Annotated in this window: 28 protein-coding genes, 1 tRNA gene, 1 pseudogene and 1 riboswitch; of the genes and pseudogenes, 25 read left to right on the forward strand and 5 right to left on the reverse strand. The window is 36.4% G+C overall.

The window, feature by feature from the left end; genetic code table 11:
- Positions 1–20 precede the first annotated feature (20 nt).
- A complete protein-coding gene (locus AC2VNP_RS10990) occupies positions 21–377 on the reverse strand; it encodes a hypothetical protein (RefSeq protein WP_486917370.1) in 357 nt (118 codons plus the stop codon).
- Between the two features lie 336 nt (positions 378–713).
- On the opposite strand from AC2VNP_RS10990, the gene AC2VNP_RS10995 reads away from it, so the two are divergent.
- From AC2VNP_RS10995 to AC2VNP_RS11030, 8 genes are all read left to right on the forward strand, one after another.
- Positions 714–2,690, forward strand: coding sequence for a glycoside hydrolase family 15 protein (locus AC2VNP_RS10995; RefSeq protein WP_486917371.1), 1,977 nt, complete (start codon positions 714–716; stop codon positions 2,688–2,690).
- Between the two features lie 83 nt (positions 2,691–2,773).
- A complete protein-coding gene (gene rpmG / locus AC2VNP_RS11000; protein WP_045485842.1) occupies positions 2,774–2,923 on the forward strand; it encodes a 50S ribosomal protein L33 in 150 nt (49 codons plus the stop codon).
- 191 nt (positions 2,924–3,114) lie between these two features.
- Entirely contained in the window at positions 3,115–3,678 is a 564-nt protein-coding gene (locus AC2VNP_RS11005) for a 5-formyltetrahydrofolate cyclo-ligase (RefSeq protein ID WP_486917372.1), read from the forward strand.
- 63 nt (positions 3,679–3,741) lie between these two features.
- Entirely contained in the window at positions 3,742–4,752 is a 1,011-nt protein-coding gene (locus tag AC2VNP_RS11010) for a ThiF family adenylyltransferase (RefSeq protein ID WP_486917373.1), read from the forward strand.
- A gap of 108 nt (positions 4,753–4,860) precedes the next feature.
- Positions 4,861–5,820, forward strand: coding sequence for an L-lactate dehydrogenase (locus tag AC2VNP_RS11015; protein ID WP_486917374.1), 960 nt, complete (start codon positions 4,861–4,863; stop codon positions 5,818–5,820).
- Positions 5,821–5,876: 56 nt separating this feature from the next.
- Positions 5,877–6,074 carry a sodium:proton antiporter gene (locus AC2VNP_RS11020; protein ID WP_486917375.1) on the forward strand — a complete coding sequence of 66 codons (198 nt, stop codon included), beginning with the start codon at positions 5,877–5,879 and terminating at the stop codon, positions 6,072–6,074.
- A 106-nt stretch (positions 6,075–6,180) separates the two neighbouring features.
- The gene (locus AC2VNP_RS11025) at positions 6,181–6,930 is read left to right on the forward strand and encodes an HAD family hydrolase (protein ID WP_486917376.1); all 750 of its coding nucleotides are present in this window, start codon (positions 6,181–6,183) and stop codon (positions 6,928–6,930) included.
- A gap of 4 nt (positions 6,931–6,934) precedes the next feature.
- A complete protein-coding gene (locus AC2VNP_RS11030) occupies positions 6,935–8,488 on the forward strand; it encodes a rhomboid family intramembrane serine protease (protein WP_486917377.1) in 1,554 nt (517 codons plus the stop codon).
- On the opposite strand, the gene AC2VNP_RS11035 is transcribed toward AC2VNP_RS11030, so the two are convergent.
- The gene (locus AC2VNP_RS11035; protein WP_486917378.1) at positions 8,477–9,349 is read right to left on the reverse strand and encodes a hypothetical protein; all 873 of its coding nucleotides are present in this window, start codon (positions 9,347–9,349) and stop codon (positions 8,477–8,479) included. The two genes, AC2VNP_RS11030 and AC2VNP_RS11035, sit on opposite strands and share 12 nt — an antisense overlap.
- Positions 9,350–9,443: 94 nt before the next feature.
- On the opposite strand from AC2VNP_RS11035, the gene AC2VNP_RS11040 reads away from it, so the two are divergent.
- Complete coding sequence (locus AC2VNP_RS11040; RefSeq protein ID WP_486917379.1) at positions 9,444–10,490, forward strand: M42 family metallopeptidase; 1,047 nt, start codon at positions 9,444–9,446, stop codon at positions 10,488–10,490.
- A 135-nt stretch (positions 10,491–10,625) separates the two neighbouring features.
- On the forward strand, positions 10,626–12,089 hold the full coding sequence (locus AC2VNP_RS11045; protein ID WP_486917380.1) for a spore germination protein: 1,464 nt from the start codon (positions 10,626–10,628) through the stop codon (positions 12,087–12,089).
- 108 nt (positions 12,090–12,197) lie between these two features.
- On the opposite strand, the gene AC2VNP_RS11050 is transcribed toward AC2VNP_RS11045, so the two are convergent.
- Positions 12,198–12,596, reverse strand: a complete 399-nt coding sequence (locus AC2VNP_RS11050) for a YueI family protein (RefSeq protein ID WP_486917381.1) — start codon at positions 12,594–12,596, stop codon at positions 12,198–12,200.
- A 102-nt stretch (positions 12,597–12,698) separates the two neighbouring features.
- Here AC2VNP_RS11050 and AC2VNP_RS11055 point away from each other — a divergent pair, with 102 nt between their 5' ends.
- Complete coding sequence (locus AC2VNP_RS11055) at positions 12,699–13,211, forward strand: hypothetical protein (RefSeq protein ID WP_486917382.1); 513 nt, start codon at positions 12,699–12,701, stop codon at positions 13,209–13,211.
- Here the strand turns inward: AC2VNP_RS11055 and AC2VNP_RS11060 are convergent.
- On the reverse strand, positions 13,208–13,435 hold the full coding sequence (locus tag AC2VNP_RS11060) for a hypothetical protein (RefSeq protein ID WP_486917383.1): 228 nt from the start codon (positions 13,433–13,435) through the stop codon (positions 13,208–13,210). The two genes, AC2VNP_RS11055 and AC2VNP_RS11060, sit on opposite strands and share 4 nt — an antisense overlap.
- Positions 13,436–13,582: 147 nt before the next feature.
- Here AC2VNP_RS11060 and AC2VNP_RS11065 point away from each other — a divergent pair, with 147 nt between their 5' ends.
- The 12 genes and pseudogenes from AC2VNP_RS11065 (at position 13,583) to AC2VNP_RS11120 (ending at position 23,301) form a co-directional block, all read left to right on the forward strand.
- On the forward strand, positions 13,583–13,780 hold the full coding sequence (locus AC2VNP_RS11065) for a YqgQ family protein (protein ID WP_486917384.1): 198 nt from the start codon (positions 13,583–13,585) through the stop codon (positions 13,778–13,780).
- A 4-nt stretch (positions 13,781–13,784) separates the two neighbouring features.
- Complete coding sequence (locus AC2VNP_RS11070) at positions 13,785–14,747, forward strand: ROK family glucokinase (RefSeq protein ID WP_486917385.1); 963 nt, start codon at positions 13,785–13,787, stop codon at positions 14,745–14,747.
- A gap of 140 nt (positions 14,748–14,887) precedes the next feature.
- The gene (gene aspA / locus AC2VNP_RS11075) at positions 14,888–16,303 is read left to right on the forward strand and encodes an aspartate ammonia-lyase (protein WP_486917386.1); all 1,416 of its coding nucleotides are present in this window, start codon (positions 14,888–14,890) and stop codon (positions 16,301–16,303) included.
- A 148-nt stretch (positions 16,304–16,451) separates the two neighbouring features.
- The gene (locus tag AC2VNP_RS11080) at positions 16,452–17,573 is read left to right on the forward strand and encodes a YqgU-like beta propeller domain-containing protein (protein WP_486917387.1); all 1,122 of its coding nucleotides are present in this window, start codon (positions 16,452–16,454) and stop codon (positions 17,571–17,573) included.
- Between the two features lie 66 nt (positions 17,574–17,639).
- A riboswitch (TPP riboswitch) is annotated at positions 17,640–17,743 on the forward strand.
- Between the two features lie 159 nt (positions 17,744–17,902).
- Positions 17,903–18,535 carry a thiamine phosphate synthase gene (gene thiE / locus AC2VNP_RS11085; protein WP_486917388.1) on the forward strand — a complete coding sequence of 211 codons (633 nt, stop codon included), beginning with the start codon at positions 17,903–17,905 and terminating at the stop codon, positions 18,533–18,535.
- A complete protein-coding gene (gene thiS, locus AC2VNP_RS11090; protein WP_486917389.1) occupies positions 18,535–18,732 on the forward strand; it encodes a sulfur carrier protein ThiS in 198 nt (65 codons plus the stop codon). Before thiE ends, thiS begins: the two co-directional genes overlap by 1 nt.
- 4 nt (positions 18,733–18,736) lie before the next feature.
- Positions 18,737–19,522 (forward strand): thiazole synthase, encoded by a 786-nt coding sequence (locus tag AC2VNP_RS11095; protein ID WP_275118576.1) that lies wholly within the window; start codon positions 18,737–18,739, stop codon positions 19,520–19,522.
- Between the two features lie 14 nt (positions 19,523–19,536).
- On the forward strand, positions 19,537–20,646 hold the full coding sequence (gene thiO / locus AC2VNP_RS11100; protein WP_486917390.1) for a glycine oxidase ThiO: 1,110 nt from the start codon (positions 19,537–19,539) through the stop codon (positions 20,644–20,646).
- Between the two features lie 34 nt (positions 20,647–20,680).
- Positions 20,681–21,478, forward strand: coding sequence for a bifunctional hydroxymethylpyrimidine kinase/phosphomethylpyrimidine kinase (gene thiD, locus AC2VNP_RS11105; RefSeq protein ID WP_486917391.1), 798 nt, complete (start codon positions 20,681–20,683; stop codon positions 21,476–21,478).
- 130 nt (positions 21,479–21,608) lie between these two features.
- A complete protein-coding gene (locus tag AC2VNP_RS11110) occupies positions 21,609–22,199 on the forward strand; it encodes a hypothetical protein (protein WP_486917392.1) in 591 nt (196 codons plus the stop codon).
- 16 nt (positions 22,200–22,215) lie between these two features.
- Positions 22,216–22,893: pseudogene (locus AC2VNP_RS11115) on the forward strand (DUF1385 domain-containing protein); the annotation flags it as partial.
- A 75-nt stretch (positions 22,894–22,968) separates the two neighbouring features.
- Positions 22,969–23,301: an MTH1187 family thiamine-binding protein gene (locus AC2VNP_RS11120; protein WP_486917398.1), complete on the forward strand. Its 333-nt coding sequence runs from the start codon at positions 22,969–22,971 to the stop codon at positions 23,299–23,301.
- A gap of 56 nt (positions 23,302–23,357) precedes the next feature.
- Here AC2VNP_RS11120 and AC2VNP_RS11125 read toward each other — a convergent pair.
- Positions 23,358–23,432: transfer RNA gene (locus tag AC2VNP_RS11125), tRNA-Gln, on the reverse strand.
- Positions 23,433–23,531: 99 nt separating this feature from the next.
- Here AC2VNP_RS11125 and comGA point away from each other — a divergent pair.
- Positions 23,532–24,641 carry a competence type IV pilus ATPase ComGA gene (gene comGA, locus AC2VNP_RS11130; protein ID WP_486917393.1) on the forward strand — a complete coding sequence of 370 codons (1,110 nt, stop codon included), beginning with the start codon at positions 23,532–23,534 and terminating at the stop codon, positions 24,639–24,641.
- Entirely contained in the window at positions 24,628–25,665 is a 1,038-nt protein-coding gene (comGB, locus tag AC2VNP_RS11135; RefSeq protein ID WP_486917394.1) for a competence type IV pilus assembly protein ComGB, read from the forward strand. The genes comGA and comGB overlap by 14 nt, the downstream gene beginning before the upstream one ends.
- Positions 25,666–26,063: the final 398 nt, after the last annotated feature.

Genomic DNA, 26,063 nt, shown 5'->3' on the forward strand with positions numbered 1-26,063 from the left:
TATATCCCTCGTTTCTATCTTCATTCCTTCCGTTGATATGTAGCAATCAATCCAAGGACTTCACTCTCTGATAGAGTTGTTAGATCCGCAATTTTTTCTATAGAATATCCAGCTTTATAATAGGCTGTAACTTCATTTAAAAGATCATTGGTTGTGTTTTTCTTTGGTGTCTGAGTAAAGTATGCCTCTTCACTTCCTGATAAGATCTCTTCTTCTAAAATCGTAACCTTTTTCTTTAGTTGATATATTTCTTGCATGAAAGTCATTGAGAAACTTTCTAATTGGTTTTCGAGGTCTTTTGTACGGTCCTTTATAAAAAAAGAAGATATTAATAAAAAAATTGCTAAGACGAAAAGTGCTATGATGACGACTTCCATAAAAATCTCCTCTCTCGTCTTCCTTTGCTCATTTTTTTGTGCCTCTTTTCATTATACATGCCAAGTCAATACTTCATTTCAAGTTTTCCCATCATACTCCAAAATTCTTCAAGAAAATACGCTTTTTTCGCGAAAATCGCCGAAAAACTTTTTTTGTGGTGTGTATCCCTTATCCCTAGTACATGTGACAAGAAAAGACAAAATAGACTGCTTGTCTCAAAAATAGATGCTCAGTAAGATTAAGGAGGAAAAATAATACCTTTCAAATCAGATACATTTGATTTCTATATAAGAGAACGTTAAGCACTTATAACATTTAAACAGGAGGTTTTTATTGTGCCTAGAGAGCTCGTAGTCGGGAATGGTAAATTACTCGTTAATATTGATAAAGACTTACAGGTGAGGGATATTTACTTCCCTTTTGTCGGACACCAAAATCATGTTCAAGGTCATCCCAATCGAATTGGAGTATCGATTGATGATACGTTTTATTGGTTAAACTCCGAAAATTGGACCATTCAAACGGACTACCATAAGGACTCTCTTATAACGAATAGTCTAGCTGTACTGCCAGAGCAACAAATCGCTATAAGAGTGGAAGAAGGAGTTCATCAACGTGAGATGGTATTCATGCGGAAGTTTTCTGTAGAAAATTTAACAAACGACCACCGTCATATTAAATTATTCTTTCATCAAGATCTTGCAATATATGAAAATGAAGTTGGAGATACAGCTTTCTTTTCGCCAAAAGATCGTACGATGATTCATTATAAGAGAAATCGCTATTTCTTATTTAATGGATCTCTTGGTGATAGTGGAATTAAGCAATATACAACAGGTGTCAAGCGCTTCCATGAACAAGAAGGTACTTTTCGTGATGCTGAGGATGGTCAACTTCATTTTAATCCCATAGCTCAAGGGTCTGTCGACAGTACATTCTCGCTCGAGGGAGAACTTGAACCTAATTCTATACAAGAAGCTTACTATTGGATGACAGTTGGTCAGTCATTAAAAGAGGTTCAAACTTTAAATGATTATGTAATGGAGACGGGTCGTCAGCAAACCTTAGATAAAATTCACACGTATTGGAAAAGTTGGGTCAATAAAGGAGAAGTATTAACAGCCAATTTTTCACCAGAAATGATTGATCTATATAAACGTAGTCTACTAGTTGTGAGGACACAGACGAATGAAAATGGATATATTATTGCTGCCAATGATTCTGATATTCTTCAGTACAACCAAGACCATTATAGTTACATGTGGCCAAGAGACGGAGCCCTTATTGCACAGGCAATGGTTAAAGCTGGATATCACGGGATGGTTCGTAATTTCTTTAGAAGATGTAGTGAAGTGTTATCGGATGAGGGTTATTTATTCCATAAGTATAATCCGGATGGTTCTATTGGCTCGAGTTGGCATCCTCTAGTTGGAGAAAGTGGTGAAGAACAATTACCAATACAAGAAGATGAAACAGCTCTTGTGTTATGGGCGTTTTGGGAAGATTATGAGGCGACTGGTGATATCGAGTTTGCTCAATCACTATACCGTCCTCTTGTTCGTCCAAGTGCTGAATTTATATTAAGTTTTATTGATGAACAATTAAATCTTCCTTCTCCTTCCTATGACTTATGGGAAGAGCGAAGAGGAATTTTTACGTTTACAGCTGGTACTGTCTATGGTGGTTTAGTAGCAGCTTCTCGTTTTGCGAACCTATTAGGTGAGAAAGAGAGCGCCGAGCGATATGCACAAGGTGCTAAACGGATAAAAGAAGGTGTAGAAAAGTATCTTTTTGATGAGAATACAGGGACATTTTTTCGAGGTTTATATAAGGATGAAACAACAGGTGAAATCACAATAGATCAAACACCTGAGAGTAGTCTTTACGGGCTGTTTGCTTTCGGCATGTATGATGCTAAGGATGAGAAGGTTAATCAAACGATGAGTGCACTTAGCGAACAACTTAGAGTGAAAACAAATGTAGGCGGATATGCACGCTATAGTAATGATAACTATTTTAAACAAACAGAAAATATTAATGAAGTACCAGGAAACCCATGGATAATTTGTACATTATGGATTGCTAAATGGCATATCTTGAAAGCGGTTAGTATAGAAGAGCTCCAACCAGCCTATGAGATTTTTCAATGGGTTTGTGAGCACTCTTTAAGCAGTGGTTTACTTCCAGAACAAATTCACCCACATACAGGTGAGCCTTTGTCCGTAGCCCCACTCACATGGTCGCATGCAACATTTATAGACGTTATTAATGACTATAATCAGGCGTTTAGGAGACTTTCTTATAAAGTGTAAAAAAGATACACTTGCTACCTTGGCATATCTTTGCTATCATTTAAAGGTATGAATGAAAACAAGAGGTTTGGAGGGAGAACATAATGCGCGTACAAGTAACTTTAGCTTGCACTGAAACTGGTGATCGTAACTACATCACTACTAAAAATAAACGCACAAACCCTGAGCGTATTGAGCTAAAAAAATATAGCCCAAGACTTAAGAAACACACTTTACATCGTGAAACGAAGTAAGGAAATCAAATGAGACCGCAAAAGACCTATATACTTAGGATTTGCGGTCTTTTTTGTGGGAAGATTCTTCTATATTGTTAATTATTGTTGATTGGGACAGTATATGTGTAAAAAAATAACTGTGCCCCAAATAAATTCAATGAATGTATGTTTCTATACAATAATAATTTTTTGACTGGGTGGTGGTACTTTTGCAATTAAAAAAAGAATTACGTACTGTCGTAAAAAATAAGTTAAAGGAAATGAGCGGAGTAGAACATAATATTAAAAGTGAAAAAATTAAAGAACATTTGAGTTCAACTACTTTATGGAAAGAAGTGCGTACAATTGCAATCACTATTTCTAGAGGAACTGAAGTAGGTACATATAAAATTATAGAAAAAGCTTGGAGAGAAGGAAAGAAAATAGTTGTCCCCAAGACATATCCAGAAAAAAATGAAATGGTATTTTATCAAATTAACAGCTTTGATGATCTGGAAAGTACTTATTTTCAACTAAAAGAACCTAAAGAAACGGATTGTTTCCCTTCTACTAGCGAAGATATTGATTTAATCATAGTACCTGGCGTAGCTTTTGATAGAAATGGAAATAGACTTGGTTATGGAGGCGGATATTACGACCGTTATTTAGCCCATTATAAAGGTAAAACATGTGCACTTGCTTTTGAGGAGCAGTTGGTAAGTGAAATACCATTAGAATCTTTTGATATTCCCGTTCAAATGATTGTAACAGAAGACAAGGTGTATAAGTGTTGATTCTTTATCAATTAGGTGTATTGTTATTAGCATACAAAGATCAAGTAAAGTTAGGTGAAAAAAATGGATGTAAATGAACGTTATTCGAGGCAAATGTTATTTTCTCCGATTGGTGAGGAAGGGCAAAGAAAACTCTCTCAGAGTCGTGCGTTAATCGTGGGGATGGGTGCACTGGGCACCGTACTAGCCAATCATCTCGTTCGTGCAGGTGTGGGATTTGTACGAGTAATTGATAGAGATTATGTCGAAAAAAGTAATTTACAAAGGCAAATGCTATTTACTGAAAAGGATGTAGAAGAAGCCCTTCCAAAGGCAGTAGCAGCTGAACAAAAGTTAGCACTTATTAATTCTGATGTAAAAGTGGAAGGAATAGTTAGTGACGTTACATTGCATAATATAGAGGAGTTCATAGAAGGTATGGACATTGTGCTTGATGGCACCGATAACTTCCAAACCCGCTTTCTTCTAAATGATATTTGCTTCAAAAAAGGAATCCCTTTTGTTTATGGAGGAGCGGTGAGCTCAAGAGGAATGTCCGCCTTATTTGTACCAGGCGAAACCCCTTGTTTACGTTGCTTTATTAAAGAAGGAGAAACTGGAGGACAAACGTGCGATATGATTGGGGTTATTTCTCCAGTCGTAGATATAGTCGCATCTTATCAGGTCGTTGAAGCGATGAAATATCTAGTGGGAGCCAAAGAACAGCGACGCAGTCTGATTACTTTTGATGTTTGGCGAAATCATACATATGAACTTAAATTTACTTCACCGGAAAAAGACTGTCCAACATGCCAACAAAAAAAGTATCCAGCTTTAGAAGTGGTTAAAGATGAGGTGACATCACTTTGCGGGCGTGAAACGGTTCAGTTTCATATGAGGAAAACATTTGACTTAAACGAGTGGGAAGCACGTTTAAGTAAAGTAGCTGCTGTCCAAAAAACACCATTCTTACTGAGAGCTCAATTAAGTGAAGGTGAAAAAATCGTCTTATTTACAGATGGACGTGCACTAATACAGGGGACCGAAGATGTTGTTAAAGCAAAAGCCATTTATTCCAAATATATTGGGCTATAGCCATAATGTAACAAAAATGCCATGTTGAGACCGTTTTCAGCTGTAAAAAATATTTGTGAACTAATGTACAATCTAACTGAGATAAACTAAACGAAGGGTGGCATTCTAGTGGACAACTTAAAAAGTAGTCGTGTAGTTATCATCGGTACAGGGTTTGTAGGTTCAAGTTACGCCTATGCACTCCTTAATCAAGGTGTTACGGATGAAATGGTATTAATTGATCTAAATAAGGAAAAGGCTGAAGGAGATGCAATGGATCTAAATCATGGCTTACCATTTTCATCGCCTATGAAAATCTGGGCAGGAACCTATGCCGATTGTAAAGATGCCGATATCGTAGTGATTACAGCTGGAGCTAATCAAGCACCAGGTGAAACTCGTCTTGACCTTGTTGAAAAAAATACAGCCATTTTTAATAAAATAGTTTCTGAAGTTATGAATTCTGGGTTTAATGGGATTTTCCTTGTTGCAACTAACCCAGTAGATATCTTGACTTATGCAACTTGGAAGTTTTCAGGATTACCAAAAGAGCGGGTAATTGGTTCGGGAACTATTTTAGATACAGCAAGATTTCGTTTCTTGTTAGGCGAGTATTTCGATGTAGACTCTAGAAATGTTCATGCGTATATTATGGGTGAACACGGTGATACAGAGCTTCCAATTTGGAGTCATGCCGATATTGGAGGAAGACCTATTTTGCGCTATGTTGAAGATGAGCAGTCAAAGATAACAAAGGAAGGACTTGATGAAATCTTTGTGAATGTTCGTGATGCAGCATACCATATTATTGAACGAAAAGGAGCTACTTACTACGGAATTGCTATGGGGCTCGTCCGCTTAACAAGAGCAATACTAAGAAATGAAAATTCAATCCTAACGGTTTCGGCTCTACTTGAAGGTCAATATGATCTAGATGACATATATATTGGTGTACCTGCGATTGTAAATCGAAATGGTGTTCGTGAAGTTGTGGAGTTAGATTTAAATGCAGAAGAACAAGAAAAGCTCCAACATTCGGCATCTGTATTAAAGAAAGCGATGGAGCCTGTTATAAACTTTAATAAATAGTAACCGAATAATTCAGACATAGATTAGGCAAATTATGAGCAAAGGAGGAGATCTAGTTGATATCTCGTTTATTTATGCTTGTAATTATCTATTTTGCCTATCGCTTTCGTTATCGTATTTTAAATGCTTTGCTCGGCCAAAGATGGATTAGAAGGTCGGCTGTTCAATGGACAATGAAAATTCCTGGCTTACGACAAAAGTTCATGTCAGAAATGATGTTTGGTTCTAGAACGGGTAGCGTGAATAACCAATAATGAATGATTTAGAGGCACTGTCAGCTTGACAGTGCCTCTATGCTATTCCGCTAAAAGATGAAGGATGACCTAAGAATTGATATAATATGGTAAGGAGGAGGTTGCTATGCGTTGGAGAACAATTTGTTTTGATTTAGATAATACGTTGTTCAGTCATGAAGAGGCTTTTGAAAAGGCAATATGCTTTTGCTTTCAAACACTTCAAGAACAATGGCTGAAAGAAAAGAGAATTGAAAGGCCAGTCGATGTTGGAATATGGTTTAAAACATTTAAGAAAAACAGTGATTTATACTGGGAGCCATTCGAAACCAAAAAAGTCACTGCAAAAACGTATAGACGCTTACGTTATCATGATACGATGAAAAAATTTGATCTACCGTACTCTGACGAAGAAGCAGACCACTTTCATGCCCATTATTATGAAATTGTTGACTCCTTTAGTAAACCATTTGATGGTTTAGTGGACTTAATGAATGAACTTACTGAAAGAAACATTAAAGTAGGAATTATAACGAACGGTCCAGCCGATACCCAATACCGAAAAATAGAAAAAATTGGATTGTCCAGCCTTATTGATAATGAGCATATTTTTGTATCAGAAGAGCTTGGTGTAGCAAAGCCAAGCCGCGATATATTTGATTTAGCAATAACTAAATTAGGTGAAACGAATGGTAAGTTATTTATAGGGGACTCTTGGGAACATGATATTTGTGGCGCAATTGATGCAGGCTGGGATGCTATATATTTAAATACGAGAGGAATACCAGCTAATACGAGCCATGAACCATATGCAACGTGCAGTGAATTAATGGAAGTGTTAGACCTTATAAAAAGTGATCAGTCGATGAAAGGGTGATAAAATGGATGTTTTGCAGCATGATTTATTTTACTGGCAACTAGTCCACCATCTTGTCACCCAAAAAGGCTATCGTGTGATTGAAATAAATCCAAATATGAATGAAGTATGGTTAGAAGAAGAAGTTCGTCAGTCACCTAAAATACTGCGAGTTATTCGAAAAGATGTGAATTGGAGTAATCGATTAAAAGAAGATATGAATAACACGTTGGTGAAGTTCAATGGCCTGCGCAGACAACTGAGCTTTCGTAAAGTGATAGCAGAAAATATATACGTTTCTACATATAGCCCGGTGGACTCATGGGAGCATTTAATAAACGAACCTTTAACGATGGCTCAAGAAAAAACAGTAATGAATACATATTTAATAGCAGCAGACAATGAGAATAAGGCTAGGGAACTAGAACGGTTAAAAATAGATTTACACATTCCTGAAATGAACGTTTTATCTAACGATTATTATGCAGTTGACGATATGGAAGAGCGAATAAAAAATTTAAGAAATGAGGTTTTACAGAAAGCCGAAGAACGTTTGCAGGCTGAACAGGCGATCTTTAAATTTGGGAAACCATTTTTTACTTATCTCTTACTCCTTTCAGTTGCTGTTATGTTTGTTCTACTTGAGCTAAATGGCGGGAGTATGAGAATTTTGACATTAGTTGAATTTGGGGCAAAGTATAATCCACTTATTGAGGGAGGGGAATATTGGCGCCTCTTTACAGCGATGTTTTTACATATTGGTTTTCTTCATTTCTTTATGAACTCATTGGCTCTTTTTTATTTAGGAAGTGCAGTTGAGAGGATTTTTGGGAGTTGGCGTTTTTTATTTATCTATATCATTGCAGGTTTGTTTGGATCAATTGCTAGCTTTGCTTTTAATGACCAAGTGGCCGCTGGTGCATCAGGTGCCATCTTTGGTTGCTTTGGAGCTTTATTGCATTTTGGAATTAATCATCGCAAGTTATTTTTTCGAACGATGGGTATGAGTGTTATCGTTATTCTTATCATTAATCTATCGTTAGGATTTTTAGTTCCAATGATAGATAATGGTGCTCATATTGGTGGATTAGTTGGCGGCTTTTTAGCTTCTTTCGTTGTGCAGCTACCAAAACAACGCTTTAGAATTAGACAATTGTTCCTCTTCGGTTTAGTAGTAACTCTAGGGTACGGATTATTTTGGTTCGGCATGATAAATGACCAAAAATCAGGGGCCCCAATCGTACATCTGCAACTTTCACAGGAATTATTAGAGGAAAACGAGTATGAAAAGGCATACTCACTATTATTAACGGTACAAGAGAGACAGTTAGACATCCCTGAACTCTACTTCTTGTTAGGGTACACTGAAGTTCACCTTAATAAATATGAAGAAGCAGAGAAGAATTTTATACGTACTGTTGAGATGCGGCCTGAATTTCATGAAGCCCACTATAACTTAGCACTGATTTATGTACATTTCGAAGAAGAAGATAAAGCTCTTCAAGCTGTTCGGCAGGCATTAGTATATTCACCGACTGAAGAGCCCTATGTTCAGTTAAGAGAAAAGCTAGAACGGTAGGAATTTTATATGCTGAACCTTCTCTCCTTTTTCGGTTTGAAAAAGAATTATAAAATGATCGGTATTGTTGGAGAGTAAAATGAGTGGAACGGTACTTCCTATAGGTTTTATTCCTAATCCGTCTTCTTGAATACCTGAAAAGTATTCTTTGTATATACTTTCCCAAATTTTATGAATAACAATAGTGGTTTGTTCTTCATCCAAGTTAGGAAGAGGGTTTTCCTTATACTCACAAAAATTCGTTAGTGGCAATGCTAAATAATTGTTTGCATCGATGTTATATTTACTTAACATATCTTTCCAAATGTATGCGAGCTGTTGCTCAACAATATAATCAAGAATCCTCTTTCCTTCTTTTTCTTTGTCGTTAGTAGGAACTTTAAAAGATTGGATGGGAGCCAATGGTGAGTCGATCACGTATAAATCATCACAACTTATGGTTAACCGACTTTTAGTTTCATCATTAGGATAATGGATTTCTGAATGATGAAAGGATATGGCTTGAAAGTGCCCACTGTCCTCACCATTAATAGATTTTCTATTATTCATTTCTTGTTTATTTTTATCCCACTTAGACATCACTTGAGTTAATCGGCCATCTTCAAATAAAAAAGAAATATCTTTTCTTAAATAGGCTTTTTGATTTAACTGGGATGAAATACTCCAGTCAATTGTATACTCATCTTCATCTTCAATCGTTAAAAATTGAAGTGAAGTATCGGCCTGAATATATTCTACTTTATGGTCAATTGGCTCAAATGTAAGGGTTTCTAAATAAGCTGGTTTTTTATCAAAGAAGATAAATAATATAATGGCAGTAATTAAAGTGAATGTCCCAATTAAAATCATTTTCTTAATCATTTATGCTACCTCCAGTGGACAGCCTTTTATTCTGTAATTTTTATGTGACGAAATGAACGATTATGATAAATAAAGATGAAATGGGGAATTTATTATGGGAAAATTAAATATTAACAAGATTGTAGATACACTCGAATTACTCGTAAACATTCCGAGTCCTTCTGGTAATACAGAAACAGTGATTGCTGCAGTTGAAGAGTGGTTACAGCCATTAGGTGTTGAAATGAAAAGAAATCGGAAAGGTGGTCTTATTGTCACTCTTTCAGGTGAAAATGATAGGGAACACCGGATGTTAACAGCGCACGTTGATACATTAGGAGCAATGGTAAAAGAAATAAAGAGTGATGGCCGTTTAAGTTTAACGATGATCGGTGGATTTCGCTGGAATGCGGTTGAAGGGGAGTATTGTAAAATTGAAACAAGTGAAGGCAAGGAACTCACCGGCACGATTCTCGTACATCAATCGTCTGTTCATGTTTACAAAAATGCAGGTGACGTTAAACGAGATGAAAAGAATATAGAAGTACGGATTGATGCACCCGTAACAACTGCAGAAGAAGTTCGCGAATTAGGAATTGAAGTAGGGGATTTTGTTTCATTTGATCCTAGATTTCAAGTGACTGATCATGGGTTTGTAAAATCTCGTCACCTAGATGATAAAGCGAGTGTTGCCATCTTGATGAACACAATTCGAAATATGGTTGAAGAACAACGTCAATTACCTTATACTACCCATTTCTTAATTTCGAATAATGAGGAAATTGGTTATGGTGGTAATTCAAATATACCGACCGAAACCGTGGAATATTTAGCTGTTGATATGGGAGCGATCGGAGATGGACAAACGACAACTGAGCACTGCGTGTCCATTTGTGCAAAAGATTCTAGTGGGCCGTATAACATTGGTCTTAGAAAAAAATTAGTACAAATTGCTAAGGATCATCAATTAAACTATGCTGTTGACATTTATCCATTCTATGGTTCAGATGCTTCTGCTGCAATTCGCTCAGGGCACGATATTGTACACGGTTTAGTCGGCCCTGGAATTGATGCCTCTCATGCGCATGAACGTACACACGTTAATTCACTTGAAAACACATATAAATTAATTTATCACTACATTCTATCACCGATGAATTAAAAATTTATACGGTGAAAAATTTCTATGGTGCCAGGCACCTTTAGTCGACTAAAGGTGCCTGGCACCATTTTTTTGTTTTTTGCATAAAATCACCAGCTTTGCAAAAAATGTACTTGAAGTGGAGGCGATCTGATTTTGGCAAAAGAAAATGTTTTACATCCAGTGTCTAAACAAATAGATGAAAATATAAATTTTCTAAAAGAGGCTCTAGGTGTTGATAAAAGCTTTGATATCATACACCTTGATTTGGAATATGCAGAAATCCCGATGGCTATTTTTGTTGTAGACGGATTTGCAAAAGATTTCTCCTTAACACAAATTCAGCGTGAACTAGCCACACTTAAGCCGGAAGATTTACTAGAAAATCCTTTAAAGACGTTAACACATACGAAAATCCCTTATGTAGAGATTGATACAAATGAGGATTTAGACGCTATAGTAGATGACGTACTAGCTGGACAAGCCGCTTTGGTAGTAGATGGTTTGGATAAAATCATATTAGTTGATACGAGAACCTACCCTGTCAGAGGACCAGAGGAACCTGATACAGAACAAGTCATACGTGGGGCAAAAGATGGTTTCGTTGAAACGTTAGTTGAAAATGCAGCTTTAACTCGGAGAAGAGTTCGTGACCGAACCTTAAGAATACAATATAAGCGGGTCGGACGCCGTTCCAAAACCGATTTATGTATTGCATACATAGAAGATATCGCTGACCCTGAAGTTGTAGATAAAATTAGTGAATCATTAGATTTAATAGATACAGATGGATTACCGATGGGCGATAAAACGATTGAGGAATTTATTTTCGGCCGACACTATAATCCATATCCAATGGTACGGTATTCTGAACGCCCAGACGTAGTTGCATCCCATCTCTTTGAAGGACATGTTGTCATCATGGTTGATGGCTCACCAAGTGTCATGATAACGCCTACTACGTTCTGGCACCACCTACAGCATGCGGAAGAATATCGTCAGAAGCCAATCGTTGGTATTGCCTTAAGAGGAGTACGTTTCGCAGCCGTATGGGCTTCTATCTTCTTATTGCCCCTTTGGTATTTATTTGCAACGAACGAGCATTTACTGCCTGAGATGCTTGCTTATATAGGGCCAAATGAGGAAGGTCAGGTCCCTATTTATGTTCAGTTTCTATTAGCAGAGGTTGGAATAGAGATGTTGAGGATGGCGGCCATTCATACACCAAGTGCACTTGCTACCGCGCTTGGTTTAGTAGCTGCGATCTTAATTGGTGAAGTTGCCATTGAAGTAGGATGGTTTTCTCCAGAGGTCGTCTTATATTTAGCGGTTGCAGCAGTCGGATCATTTGCAACACCAAGCTATGAATTAAGTCTTGCCAATCGTTTAATTAGAGTCTTTCTGCTAATTAGTACAGCTATATTTGGTTTAGCTGGTTATTTAGTAGGTATCGTCTTCTTTATTCTTTTATTAGTCAATATGAAAGGATTCCAAACGCCTTACCTATGGCCGTTCTTACCATTCTCATTAAAAGGATTTAAGGATGTATTATTGCGTTCTCCAATCCCGCTAAAAAATAGAAGACCACCAGCTATACATCCGCTTGACCCGGATCGTTAAAAAGATTAAAGGTTGCGCCGTAAAGTATAAACAAAAAAAGTAAGCTAAGCTCACGCTTGGCTTACTTTTTTATTTTGATGAGCGGCGAACCACCAGTAGTTGAGTACCCTACTTTTCTAAATTGAAATCCATTCCATAGAATTCATCTTTAATAAAAATTTCCGGTTTATTGATCGCCTGAAATTCGGTTGCAATGACAAGCCCAATCGGTGTAGTTTGATTAGCATTTACAACTGTAAACGGGACATGATGTTTGTTCGCTTCTTTTACATAATTGGAATACAGCTGATAAGATAAATTTCCGTTGATATACATGTGAATGTTTTGTTCATTTTGTAATATTCTTACTGCTTCGTTATACATACCTTGATGAATAACTTGTTTCTTCGTTAGAGCAAGGTGAATTCGTTCCATAATAGTTGTAAGAAAAATATTTCGTTCTTCAGGTTTAATTTCTGGGTTACCGTAAAGTCCTCGGTTAATAATGTCTTTTAGTTTGTCTTCCATGATGTCTTGGACTCCTTTGTCTCTTTAGTGTCTTATTCACCTAATTCATACATATAGATGATAATAGCAGCTTGTTTCACTTTTAAGAAGGAGGATAAAATTATGATAAGTTCTTTAATCGGAATGTTTTATACGATTTCTATAGGGTTTAGTATTGGTGGATTAATGATATCTAGACGAATGATGCCAACTAGACTGCAGGTTTTTCTAGTAACTCTATTTTTTGCTTTTGCAGTCTATTTCGGTATCGTAATCAGCCGTTTATTTGAGAAAGTAATAGCTCTCCAGTTTATTGAAATCTTAGTAGGACTAGTCGTTCTAGCTACAATTGCACTTGCGTTTATTAACTTTCATCCGATGATGGGATACTTTCATCAACAGTCTCGAGTGCTATGGGGCGTTTTGTTTTTACTATTTTTTTTATTTGGCATGGAGTGGACGATTCGCGAAGCAAGTATTTGGCTTCATTTCGTATCAATCGGCTTTTTTTATTTTTCCATTCTTATAGGACAACTTATTCAATATGAAGTTTTACAGAAAATCTGGCGTGTTGAATATGTGTCTTATTTACCGTTAGTATACCTATTTTTAATAGCAATCTTTAAAATTTTTTAAAGGAGTTTGCCACCAAATAACGTTTCTGTAATTATTCCTAGTGTATAATAATCACGCTCTTCATGCTCCATATTAAACAAACCGATAAAACCTAAAATAAACCCAACAGCTAATAAAATAACAGGAATAATAAATGATTTCTTTTTAACAATACAAATAACAGAAATAATGGCAGCACTAACTAGGACGAGTAATCCTAATATAAAAAAAGTGAAGCTATCCATAGGTGAAATCCCCCTTATAAATGTTCTCTCTTTATGTTAGAACAAATAAGGGCTTTTTTATGTGACAATTTATTAAACAATTGTATACTGAAATACTTGTTGATTAAAATGGAGTTGTTATAATGAGGTGGGTAGGTGAATACACAGATGAGGACATTTTATGATGTTCAGCAATTATTAAAGAAGTATGGAACTTTTATTTATACAAAAAATCGTCATGTAGACGCTATTATGATGGAGGAAGAAATTCGCGAGATGTATGAGTTAGGCATGCTTGATACACAATTATTTCAAGAAGCTTTACTTATATTGAAGAAAGAACAACGTGAAGAACAGAAAGGTTGATGACATGACTACAAAGTGGTATGTAGGTGTAGATCTTGGAGGAACAACGATTAAACTAGCTTTTATCGACCCGTATGGTGAGATTGTTTATCAAGGAGAAGTACCAACAAATACCTCGAATGACGGCAGTGAAATTACAACTGATATTGCAAAATGGATTGATGCCTCTTTAGAACATTTAGGAGAAACGAAAAGCCGTTTACATTCCATAGGTATGGGAGCACCTGGTTTTATTAATATGGAAACAGGGTACATTTACCAAGCGGTTAATATTGGTTGGAAAGATTTCCATTTAAAAGATCGCTTGGAAATGGATGCAGGGCTTCCCGTAATTGTTGATAATGATGCCAATATCGCTGCTCTTGGTGAAATGTGGCGTGGTGCTGGTGATGGTGCGAAAAACTTATTGTGTGTAACTTTAGGTACTGGAGTTGGCGGGGGAATAGTTGCTAATGGTAATATCCTTCATGGGGTTAATGGTATGGCTGGTGAAATCGGTCATATAACAGCAGTTCCAGAAGGTGGTTATCAATGTAATTGCGGGAAAACAGGATGCCTTGAAACTGTAAGTTCTGCAACAGGCATCGCCCGAATTGCAAAAGAATTTATTACTGAATATCCGAATAGCCTTTTAGCTAGTGAATCGGAGAAAGCTGGACACATGACGGCTAAATTAGTGTTTGATTGTGCCAATAAGCAAGATGAATGTGCCATCAAAGTTATAGAAAAGGTTACATATTACTTGGGCTTTGCACTTGCGAATTTAGCCAATGCCTTAAACCCTGAAAAGATCGTAATTGGAGGCGGGGTTTCTAAGGCAGGACCGACCTTACTGCAACCACTTGAAAAAGCTTTTCAAAAGTTTGCATTACCTCGTGTGGTAGAAGGAGTATCAATCGTTACCGCAACTTTAGGAAACGATGCAGGTGTTATCGGTGGAGCTTGGTTAGCTAAATCTAATAATTAGGTAAAAGGCTAGTATCAATATCATTAACGATAAATGAACAATAACATATATTAATATTAACCATTAAGAAAAAGGGTGCATTGAAAACGACTATAGAAAGAAAACTAAATTTAATTTAGTTAAATAAAGGGGAAGTTTACATGGAGAAATACCGAGTTGAACGTGATTTAATTGGTGAGAAGGAAGTACCGGCTGATGCGTATTACGGAATACAAACGATGCGAGCAAAAGAAAACTTTCCAATTACCGGTTATCCTCCACATGAAGAGTTAATTAAAGCATTCGGATATGTAAAGAAAGCTGCGGCAATGGCAAACCGAGATGTAGGTGCTCTAAACCCGCAAATTGCTGATGCTATAGTTGAGGCAGCAGAAGAAGTAATTGAAGGGAAACTGAATGATCACTTTATCGTTGACGCTATTCAAGGAGGAGCCGGGACATCTTTTAATATGAATGCAAATGAGGTTATTGCCAATCGAGCCATTGAGTTTCTAGGAGGAAAAAAAGGGGAGTACTTAAAAGTCAGCCCGAATACTCATGTGAACATGGCACAGTCTACGAATGATGCGTTTCCAACAGCTATTCATATTTCTTGTTTAAATTTAGCAAAAGGTTTAACACAACAATTAGAAGATTTAATTCAGGCTTTATCAGATAAAGAAGAAGAATTTGATAACGTCATAAAAATGGGACGTACACATCTTCAGGATGCTGTACCGATAAGGCTTGGGCAAGAATTTGGCGCCTACAGGCGAGTAATTACGAGGGATCTTCGACGATTGAACGGTTCATTAAGTGAATTGTACCAAATAAATATGGGGGCAACTGCAGTCGGAACAGGTTTAAATGCATTGCCTGAATATATACAAAAAGTGGCCAAGTACTTAGCTGACATTACAAAGTTACCATTTGAGACAGCTGAGGATTTAGTGGATGCTACTCAAAACACGGATGCCTATACCGAATTATCAAGTGCACTAAAAATATTAGCAATAAACTTATCCAAAATGGCAAACGATTTACGGTTGATGAGTTCAGGGCCTAGAACAGGGTTAAATGAAATTAACTTACCTGGACGTCAACCTGGTTCATCAATTATGCCAGGAAAAGTAAATCCAGTTATGTGTGAAGTGATTAACCAAATTTCTTTTCAAGTCATTGGAAATGATCACACAATAAGTCTTGCTTCTGAAGCAGGACAGTTAGAGTTGAACGTGATGGAACCCGTTCTAGTTTTTAATTTGTTACAATCGTTATCTATATTGCAAAATGGAATAAAAGTGTTTAGGCAATATACAATTGAAGGGATTACGGCCAATATTGAAAAGTGTAGAGATATGGTCGAGAGAAGTGTAGGGATTATTACGGCAATAAACCCGCATGTGGGTTACGAAACAGCAAGTAGAATTGCTAAAGAAGCCATCCAAACCGATCGCCCTGTCCGAGAAATTTGTATAGAGCGGGGAATTCTTTCTGAAGAAGAACTAAATGAAATTTTAGACCCGAAAGAAATGACTAACCCAGGAATAGCAGGTGCTAAGTTTTTATATAATTAAATTAAGTAAAGGGTGCATTTGCACCCTTTTTATGTCAATTTGATGGACGAACTTTTATTTTATTGAGCATATATATGAAACATGTAATAATGGAAATTATTCTTTGTCTGTAATAAGAAGAAATATGTAGTTTTAAACGGAGGTTCAAATGAAAAGTAAATCTCTGTTCTTCGTAATAACTTTCCTTGTAATATTTAGTGTCGGATGTATTACGAAAGATGAAGGACTAACTCACCACGCTCAAAAAAATGTCAATTTGATAGAGAAGAAATTAGATTTGTTAACGAAAACAGATTTACAAACACCACTTCAAGTAAATCCATACAGCTTTGTTGAAATAAGTGAATGGTACGATAGTGATACGGTTCTCTTATTAAAAGACGAAAATGCAACTTCCTTCATAAACAAAGTGAATCTGAAAACAGGTGAAATTAGTGATTTTTTTCAGACCGAAGAACCAATTTTCTCGGTAGAAGCAAACTATGACCACTCATACTTTGCTATCCAGACTTCGACTTACGATTTAAGCTCTCCTCTTTACTTTATTAATTCAGAAGGACAGATGGTTTATAAATTAAGTGACATTGGTGAAGAATATTCTCTTTTTTGGAGTCCTTACAATTCTGATGAACTCATTATCATTTCATTTCTTCCAGACTGGGAGTTTGATGTGTATCAATTAAATCTTAGTGAAGGAAGATTGGCACAGCTAAAACTAGAGCAAACCTATTTTCAGTGGTTGTCTAAAGATGAAGTTGCCTTTCTAGAATGGTCTTCTTTTGCTCCAAGTTTTTTCGCTCCAATATATAAACACAACTTAGTGTCAAACACAACGGAAGAAATTTTAGAGGACGTCATTGCATTTTTTACATTTGGAGAAAATGTTCTTGTCGCTATTTCAGTCGAGTCGCTGGAGGCTGAGCAATCCATTTATCAATTTTATCAAAATCAAGATCTTAAAGCTCAACTTGAAATTCCGACGTTAAATACATACTCAGAGCAGTGGTGGATCCCTTTTCATCAATATGATGATAATGAGCACTTCTTTTATTATTTAAGACCGATGTACAGCGGTGATTTTTTTGGTTACGACGATCCTTTTGAATTAACTCAATTTAATGTTGAGAATGGTACTGAAGAGAAAATAATAGATGTGGATCTGCAAGCGCCGCTCAATTTGTCACCAGATGGAAATTGGATGTTGTACGGAAACCAATTTGAGTGGTTGATTGATCTATCTAATAAAACGATTCATTCACTAGTAGAGTAATGAACCTGTGCTTTTCAGTTGTAATCTATAAAAAATATGTCATAATGAAAAAAGAGAAAATTTAATAAGAGTGACTAGGGGTGCCTGTAACAAGGCTGAGAAAAAGGATATCCTTTTACCCTCGAACCTGATCTGGTAATCCCAGCGTAGGAAAGTCGAAGAATTGATTAAACATCAATATCTAACCGTAATCCGTCGTTGGATTGCGGTTTTATTTTTACTTGTTTTGAAAGCAGCTAGCTGCGGTATTTTATAGTTTTGCTTTGTTTAAGCATAGTAGATCTTTTAATTGTCATTATTCTTTAGTCAGTGAAAGGAGACATCAAGAAATGAAAGATTTTAAACTCTATACGATTACTGGTGAAGAGTTTCACCCGAATCGGGATTTAGTAACGGTAATAGAACAAGCTATATTAGGTGGATCAGACATTATTCAATTACGTGATAAAACCAATTCAAAAAAAGTTGTTTTTGAAAAAGCAAAGCAATTACGAGAGTTAACGAAAAAATATGGGGTTACATTTATAGTAAACGATCATATTGATGTAGCACTCGCAGTTGATGCTGATGGGATTCATATCGGGCAAGATGATTTACCGATAGGAGAGGCAAGAAAAATTGTTGGAGAGAACAAGATTATTGGCCTATCTACCCATGCGATTGAAGAAGCTCGAGAGGCTGAACGAGCAGGAGCAGATTATATTGGGGTAGGACCGATTTTTCATACGAATAGTAAAGTAGATGTAGTGGACCCCGTTACTACGGATTACATTCGTCAAGTGGTACAAGAAATTACGATACCTTTTGTTGCTATTGGTGGAATTAAGCTTCATAACGTCGATCAAGTATTAGAGGCAGGGGCTACACGTATTTGTGCAATTAGTGAAATTGTAGGAGCAGAAGATGTTCAATCTGTATGCCAACAGTTTATCGAAAAAATAAATCAAAAGGTGAAATTATAATGGAAATTTATGTGAATGGTGAAACGGTAGAGTTAGAAGTAAGTACACTAGCGGATATTGTTAAACATTACGGGCTTGAAAAAAATTTAGTGGTTACTGAAGTGAATGGAGAAATCATTGATCGAATCAACTGGGAGGCTACCATCGTTGAGCCAGGAATGAAAATTGAATTAGTCCATTTTGTAGGAGGAGGATGATCATATGAACAACAGCAAAGACAAGTTAATCATTGGTGGAAAAGAGTTGTCTTCTCGATTTTTTATTGGAACCGGACGTTACCCAAATCCATTTGTACAAAATGAGGCTATTAAAGCATCTGGTTCAGAAGTCCTGACGTTTGCGATTAGGAGAGTTAATCTAGAAGCCCCTGATGAAGATGCAATATTACAACATTTAGAAGGACAAACATTCACGTACTTGCCTAATACATCAGGAGCCAAAACAGCTGAAGAAGCAATACGAATTGCACGTTTAGCAAAAGCAAGTGGACTAAGTGACTGGATTAAGGTTGAGATCAGTGTTAATGAGAAAACATTACTACCTGATCCAATTGAAACTTTAAAAGCAACGGAAGTTCTTGCTAACGAAGGTTTTGTGGTACTGCCTTATACTTCCGATGATCCTGTATTATGTAAAAGATTAGAGGAAGCAGGGGCTGCGGCTGTTATGCCTGGTGGTGCACCAATTGGAACAGGTTTAGGAATTTTAAACCCCTATAATATTTCGTTAATCGTTGAAGAGGCTAATGTACCGATTATTGTAGATGCTGGGCTGGGCTCTGCGAAAGATATTGTTCAAGCGATGGAACTTGGCGTAGACGGTGTACTAATGAATACACCTGTTGCAAAAGCAAAAGATCCAGTTAAGATGGCTACTGCAATGCGCTATGCTATTGAAGCTGGTCGAATGTCTTATTTAGCTGGTCGAATTCCGCAAAAACGCTATGCAACAGCAAGCAGCGCCTACGAATCGTTGATCTTGAAATAGAAAGAGGAATGTAAATGGGAGAACGGATTGTTGTACTAGGCGGGGGTATTATCGGACTTGCAACCGCTTTTGAATGTCAGAGACGCGGACATGAAGTGGTTGTTTTAGAAAAAGTAGCTTGTGGTGGACAGGCTTCAGGAGCTGCAGCTGGAATGCTTGCTCCATTTTCTGAGATAGGAGAAGACCCTGATGATTTTTTTAGACTTTGTCTTGAGAGCTTAAAACTATATCCGAAATGGCAAAAAGAAGTAAAAGAAGTTTCGGGAATGGATTTTGAATACACGAACTCAGGAAGTTTACATTGTGTCTATCATGAAGCAGATCTTTTAGCGCTTGAAACGAGACAGCAATGGCAAGGTCAGTTTGGCGCGAAAGCAGAAATTCTCTATGGCGAAGACTTATTTAAGTTAGAAAAAGAACTTTCCCGAGATATGATTGCGGCGATGTATTATCCTGAAGAGAGTCATGTATATGCACCAGATTATGTAAAAGCTTTAGAAGAAGGCTGTCGTAAATTAGGTGTAAAGATTTATGATTACCTTGAAGAAGTTACTTTGCATAGTTGGCAGTCTGAAATAACGATTGTAGCAAAAGATGGACGAACATTTTCGGGTGACCGCTTGGTAGTTAGTAACGGTGCTTGGGCAAAAGAATTAGAAACCGTATTCGATCTAAGTATTCCAGTGTATCCGATTAGAGGACAAATCTGTGCTTACAATATCCCGGTAGGAAAAGTTAATCATATTATATATACGAGTCAAGGATATTTAGTTCCTAAAGCGAATGGTACGCTTGTTAACGGCGCGTCAGAAGATATTGCTGGATTTGATACGACGGTTACTGAAAAAGGAATTCGCAGATTAACCAATTGGAATAAAAATGTGTTGCCTTTTCTTGAGAATGAAGTACCCTTTCATACATGGGCTGGTTTAAGGCCGGCTACACAAGATGGTTACCCTTTAATTGGTACGTTATCCAATTCGCCAGAAATTATTTTTGCGGCAGGACATTATCGTAATGGTATATTATTAAGCCCTGTAACTGCTCATATCGTTGCAGATCTTCTTGATAAAAAACAGGAGATTGTACCGCTAACATCGTTTTCTCCAGAACGATTTAGTTAAGCGGGAGTCAACAATCTAGGAAGGTGAAATAGTTATGAACAAAGCACTTACAATTGCAGGCTCCGACAGTGGCGGTGGAGCGGGTATACAAGCCGATTTAAAGACGTTTCAAGAATTAGGTGTATTTGGTACTAGCGTTATTACAGCGTTAACTGCTCAAAACACATTAGGTGTCCATGGGGTGTTTCCACAATCTATGGAGGCTATTGAAGCTCAACTTGATGCTGTGTTATCTGATATTGGTACGGATGCAGTTAAAACAGGAATGTTATTTTCAGCTGAAATTATTGAGCTTGTTGCACAAAAGCTAGAACATTATCAAGTAAACAATCTTGTGGTCGATCCTGTAATGATTGCAAAAGGTGGTGCATCACTATTACAAGATGCAGCTGTTGAAGCTCTTGTTACGAAGCTGCTTCCACTTGCAACTGTTATTACACCTAACTTACCTGAAGCAGCGAAAATATTAGGTGTTGAAGAAATGACAACGTTACAAGAAATGGAAATCACTGCGAAGAAGTTACATGAACTCGGACCAAAGTATGTTGTGTTAAAAGGCGGGCATTTACAAGGTGATGAGAAATCTACGGATATCTTGTATGATGGAGAAAATATTACTCTTTTAGAAGCGGAACGGGTTAGTACGAAAAATACTCATGGAACAGGTTGTACGTTTGCAGCGGCAATTGCAGCTCAACTTGCAAAAGGGAATGAAATAACTGTTGCTGTGCAAACTGCAAAGCAATTTATTAGCGCAGCAATTACTCATTCTTTGTCAATTGGAAAAGGAATTGGGCCGACTAACCATGCTGCCTATCGATTAAATAAATAAAAATTACTTGTTGGCTGACCTTTAGGAGGATTTCCTTGGTCAGCCTTTAAAATTTCCTAGGAAACGATGGACAAATATTCAAAACTTAGAGACAATATCAATGTATATATTAATGTTAAGGTGGTTGTTTATGTTTAGAGGAAATGCTGCTGTTATCATATTACCGCTTCTATTAATGGGATTTATTTTTTATGGAGGCTACCATTATCTAAATACGTCAGACCAACTCACAAATGAAGAATTAGACACAGTTATGTCTCTTGTTGTAGAGGCTAGTTCAAGTGGTGATAAACATACAATCAATGGTTATTGGGATTGGAAAGAAATGCCTGTTGATGGTGTGCTAGGTCATGATTATATTGGCGTAAAATTTGTTGATGAAGAACATGATTCGATCGATCCTCAATTGATTAGCGGGTCAAAACTAGAATTATTACATGGTGAACAAGTGATTTTTGAAACAGAAGGAACTCTTGTAGCTGACGGCATTATTTTCGAGTTTCCAAATGAAGTGCAAGAACATATCGGTTATGGGAATAAGGGTTCCTTTGAGATTGTATTAGGTAGTGCACTCTATTCAGGTAACGAGGTATCTATTAGCTATCTCCATACATGGGAGGAGCATGGGAGTTTCTCATTTGAACATGCTCGTTTTTCAAATGTAAATATTGATATTGAACATTGGATTATCGAGCGTTTTACGACTATTCCAACACAATGAGAAAGGATTGGACAACATGATTAAAGGTTTGTCCTATCAAAATGGGATCTTTTTTATTGGAAAAGAATATGTAGCTTGTGCTTATAACAACAAGGGTAGAATATCAGATTGGGTAAAACCGCTTAATCTTACCACTATATTTATAATGTCTAGACAAGTTTTTACATCTTTGCCTTGGATGTTTAAATTGTTAACCATTGTTTTTATGGCACTAATATTTGTACCAAAAATCTTAATTGCTTTTCTAGATGTTATAACGTGGAGAGGTTTGCCGTATTACTCTTTCTTTTATTATATGTTTGGTACACATTTTATGTTTCCGACAACTTTGAAAAAATATCATGGAGCAGAACATAAAGTCTTTAGTGCTCGCGGGGTAATAAAGCAGTCACGACTTTATCAAATCCGAAAAGCCGCGATAACTAATCGCTACTGTTCAACGAATACTGTTGTCATTTATTTTAGTTCGGTAGCATTACTTTGGTTATTATTAATTCCCTTTCTTACAGGAGCACAGGCTCTTATGTGGGCTTCTTATAGTGCACTTGTCGTTGTAATTTTTATCAATCGAACATTTAATAAAAGGTTTATGCGAATCGTAAGTAGATATATTATAGCTGTATCTTACTTTCTACAGAAGCATGTAACAACGACTGAGCCTGAACGAGTTCATTTACTGACAGCAATCCGTTCATATCGAAAATTGGCGCTGCAAGAATTTCCTGAACTGATTAAGGAAAAAAGGGTAGTAAAGAAGGAGGAGAAAAAAGTGGCTATAGTAGATGTAACTATTATTCCAATTGGTACAAATTCACCAAGTGTAAGTCATTACGTGGCGGATATACACCGAGTTCTTGAGAAGTATGGTGATAAAATTAAATACCAACTAACACCAATGAGTACCCTTATTGAAGGAGAATTACCTGTACTTTTTGAAGTCATTCAGGCAATACATGAAGTTCCGTTTGAAGCGGGTGTTCAACGAGTGGCTACAAATATTCGGATTGATGACCGTCGTGATAAAGCATCATCCCTTGAAGGAAAATTAGCGTCTGTTAATAACAGACTAAATGAGAAAAACACTACTGAAGAAGAGAAATAAGAAAAATGAGAAAAACACCTCCAAATCATTTGATTTGAGAGGTGTTTTCTTATGTATGGCTGGGCTAGCAGGATTCGAACCTACGCATGACGGAGTCAAAGTCCGTTGCCTTACCGCTTGGCTATAGCCCATTGCAACCGGTTGACAGTAATTATTATGTACGGCACGAAATAAAATATACAATTTTTTTATAAAAAATTTACTTTAAAAAATATAAGTTCGATAGTATTGTGAAAATTATAGGGATCAAAGGAGGTGAAAATATGGAGGAAATCGAGTTTAAAAGTTCCTATATTCTAAATGAAGCTGCAAGAAGAAAGGCCAGCGATATACACCTAGTGCCAAACAGAGCGGATGCCTATATCTATTTTAGAATTCACCAAAGCTTACAGTTTTTCGAAAAAATATCAGTAAAAATTTGTGAAAAACTCATTAGTCATTATAAATTTTCAGCTGGTATGGATATAGGCGAAAAAAGAAAACCCCAAAATGGCTCCTTAGAATTTATATTCCAATCAAAACGTATAAGTCTACGCCTTTCTACAATCCCCACGCCATTTCAAGAAAGCTTAGTCATAAGACTTCTTCCCCAAGATGAAACTTTAGCCCTTGAACAACTCCCTTTATTCCCTAATGACTCTTCAATTTTAAAACAACTGATAAAAAAAAGAAGTGGCCTTATTATCGTCACAGGGCCAACCGGGTCAGGGAAAACAACCACGTTATATTCGATGATGTTAGCAGCAAAACAATCCAAACCTTTAAACATAGTTACTTTAGAGGACCCGATTGAAAAAAGAACAGAAGGCTTAATACAAATGGAGATAAATGATAAGGCTGGAATAACGTATGATGAAGGTTTGAAAGCAATACTTAGGCACGATCCTGATATTATTATGGTCGGCGAGATTAGAGACAAAGCGACGGCCCGGTTAGCTGTTCGTTCAGCTATGACAGGACATCTAGTTCTCACAACAATGCATACCAAAGATACGGTTAGTGCCATTTATCGATTATTAGAATTAGGAATACCGAAACATGACATTGAACAAACGCTTGCAGGTGTGGTCACACAAAGGTTAGTTGAGCGAAAGTGCCCATTATGTGGAGGAGAAAGTTGTTCGAGTTTTTGTGATATGATTAATAATCGCAAAATTACAGCTGTTTATGAAATGCTGTTTGGGTCCAATTTGGCTATCGCTAAATATAATATTTTTCACAATCAACCTTTTTCAATTTCTTTTAGAACGTTACAAAAACAATTGATTAAAGCTTATGCGCTTGGATTTATAACACATCATTCTTTAGAGAGGTATGGTGAAATGAGTGAGATGGGGTAAGCATGTAAGTGGAATAAAAAAAGCGGAGATCCTTCAACGTTTGGGGTATTTGTTACAACAAGGCTATAGCTTATCAGAAGGATTAGAACTGCTTCAATTATCTCAAAAAGAGCCGGTAAAACTTAAATTCTCAAAAGTAATGAACGAATTAAAGGAAGGACAAGCTTTATATAAGGCACTTGAAAGCATTAAGTTACCTAATGATATAAGTACATTTATCTACTTTTCAGAGCAGATTGGAGGTTTACCAACGGGTTTAACCGAAGCGGGAAAGCTTTATTTAAAACAAGAACAAATCAAAGAGAAATTAGGGAAATTACTAATGTACCCCTTTTTCCTTATTTGGATATTGTTCATTGTTATGACAGTCATGGTGACTTATTTATTTCCTCACTTTAAAACCTTATTTGATACAATGTCGGTAGATTTACCATTTGTCACGGTTTTATTTCTGCATATGATTGATAGTATTCCCTTTTTATTATTAGGGGGACTAAGCGCCTCCTTATTTGGATTTACTTATTATATAACAAAGTTCCGCCATTTTACTCCCCATAAAAAGATGACTTTGATTTTTAAAGTTCCGTTTGTTTCCTCATATGTGTCTTCGTTGCTTACTTACTATTTCTGTATTCAGTTAAGTAGTTTACTTAAAGGAGGCTTATCCATTTCTCAAGCGTTAAATATTTTTAAAGAACAAAGCATTATTCTATTTCTTCAAGACGAGGCAGTATGGTTAATCCAACAGTTAAAGGAGGGAGAAGGATTAGCTGATCTTATAAGTCAAAGACCTTTTTTTAATAATGAATTAGCATTGGTTATTGAACATGGACAAAAACGAGCAGCATTAGACCTTGAATTGCTTCATTATAGTGAACATTTATTTGTTTCGATTGAAGAAAAGACAAGGAAAATGGTTATGGTTTTGCAACCAAGTATGTTTGTCATCATTGGTGTAATCGTACTACTAATGTTTTTATCGATACTCGTACCCATGTTTCAATTAATTAACTCATTAAGTTAGACTATAGTTAGTCAGTTAAAGTATGTTGTTCTTCTTATTACAATGTACTTTAACTGTTATTATAACGTAAGGTACCTTATTGATTATTATATGTTGTTTTACGTGTGCTTAATGAAATGAAAAAACTGTTTTAGATTTTTTTATTAAAACACTTGATTATTTTTTTTATAAATGATATATTATTATTTGTCGCTGATAACGGCACTGAAAAAACAAACAAAAAAGTCCTTGACGACTATTTGAGATTTTGTTATGATAATAAAGTTGCTGTTGAGGTGGCAAGAAAAGTTCTTTGAAAACTAAACAAAAAGCCAAGCGAAATAAATGAGATACATGATATCTCGTCAATGTTTTAAAAACGTCACGTTTGTGACAATGAGCTATATCAAACACTTTTA

Source organism: Alkalihalobacterium sp. TH-98 (genome assembly GCF_057473385.1).

Bases quoted from the DNA above. Each gene is read 5' to 3' on its own strand.
- AC2VNP_RS10990 (WP_486917370.1), bottom strand. From the start codon at position 377: ATGGAAGTCGTCATCATAGCACTTTTCGTCTTAGCAATTTTTTTATTA.
- rpmG (WP_045485842.1), top strand. From the start codon at position 2,774: ATGCGCGTACAAGTAACTTTAGCTTGCACTGAAACTGGTGATCGTAAC.
- AC2VNP_RS11010 (WP_486917373.1), top strand. From the start codon at position 3,742: ATGGATGTAAATGAACGTTATTCGAGGCAAATGTTATTTTCTCCGATT.
- AC2VNP_RS11025 (WP_486917376.1), top strand. From the start codon at position 6,181: ATGCGTTGGAGAACAATTTGTTTTGATTTAGATAATACGTTGTTCAGT.
- AC2VNP_RS11030 (WP_486917377.1), top strand. From the start codon at position 6,935: ATGGATGTTTTGCAGCATGATTTATTTTACTGGCAACTAGTCCACCAT.
- AC2VNP_RS11035 (WP_486917378.1), bottom strand. From the start codon at position 9,349: ATGATTAAGAAAATGATTTTAATTGGGACATTCACTTTAATTACTGCC.
- AC2VNP_RS11040 (WP_486917379.1), top strand. From the start codon at position 9,444: ATGGGAAAATTAAATATTAACAAGATTGTAGATACACTCGAATTACTC.
- AC2VNP_RS11050 (WP_486917381.1), bottom strand. From the start codon at position 12,596: ATGGAAGACAAACTAAAAGACATTATTAACCGAGGACTTTACGGTAAC.
- AC2VNP_RS11055 (WP_486917382.1), top strand. From the start codon at position 12,699: ATGATAAGTTCTTTAATCGGAATGTTTTATACGATTTCTATAGGGTTT.
- AC2VNP_RS11060 (WP_486917383.1), bottom strand. From the start codon at position 13,435: ATGGATAGCTTCACTTTTTTTATATTAGGATTACTCGTCCTAGTTAGT.
- AC2VNP_RS11065 (WP_486917384.1), top strand. From the start codon at position 13,583: ATGAGGACATTTTATGATGTTCAGCAATTATTAAAGAAGTATGGAACT.
- AC2VNP_RS11070 (WP_486917385.1), top strand. From the start codon at position 13,785: ATGACTACAAAGTGGTATGTAGGTGTAGATCTTGGAGGAACAACGATT.
- aspA (WP_486917386.1), top strand. From the start codon at position 14,888: ATGGAGAAATACCGAGTTGAACGTGATTTAATTGGTGAGAAGGAAGTA.
- AC2VNP_RS11080 (WP_486917387.1), top strand. From the start codon at position 16,452: ATGAAAAGTAAATCTCTGTTCTTCGTAATAACTTTCCTTGTAATATTT.
- thiE (WP_486917388.1), top strand. From the start codon at position 17,903: ATGAAAGATTTTAAACTCTATACGATTACTGGTGAAGAGTTTCACCCG.
- thiS (WP_486917389.1), top strand. From the start codon at position 18,535: ATGGAAATTTATGTGAATGGTGAAACGGTAGAGTTAGAAGTAAGTACA.
- AC2VNP_RS11095 (WP_275118576.1), top strand. From the start codon at position 18,737: ATGAACAACAGCAAAGACAAGTTAATCATTGGTGGAAAAGAGTTGTCT.
- thiO (WP_486917390.1), top strand. From the start codon at position 19,537: ATGGGAGAACGGATTGTTGTACTAGGCGGGGGTATTATCGGACTTGCA.
- thiD (WP_486917391.1), top strand. From the start codon at position 20,681: ATGAACAAAGCACTTACAATTGCAGGCTCCGACAGTGGCGGTGGAGCG.
- AC2VNP_RS11110 (WP_486917392.1), top strand. From the start codon at position 21,609: ATGTTTAGAGGAAATGCTGCTGTTATCATATTACCGCTTCTATTAATG.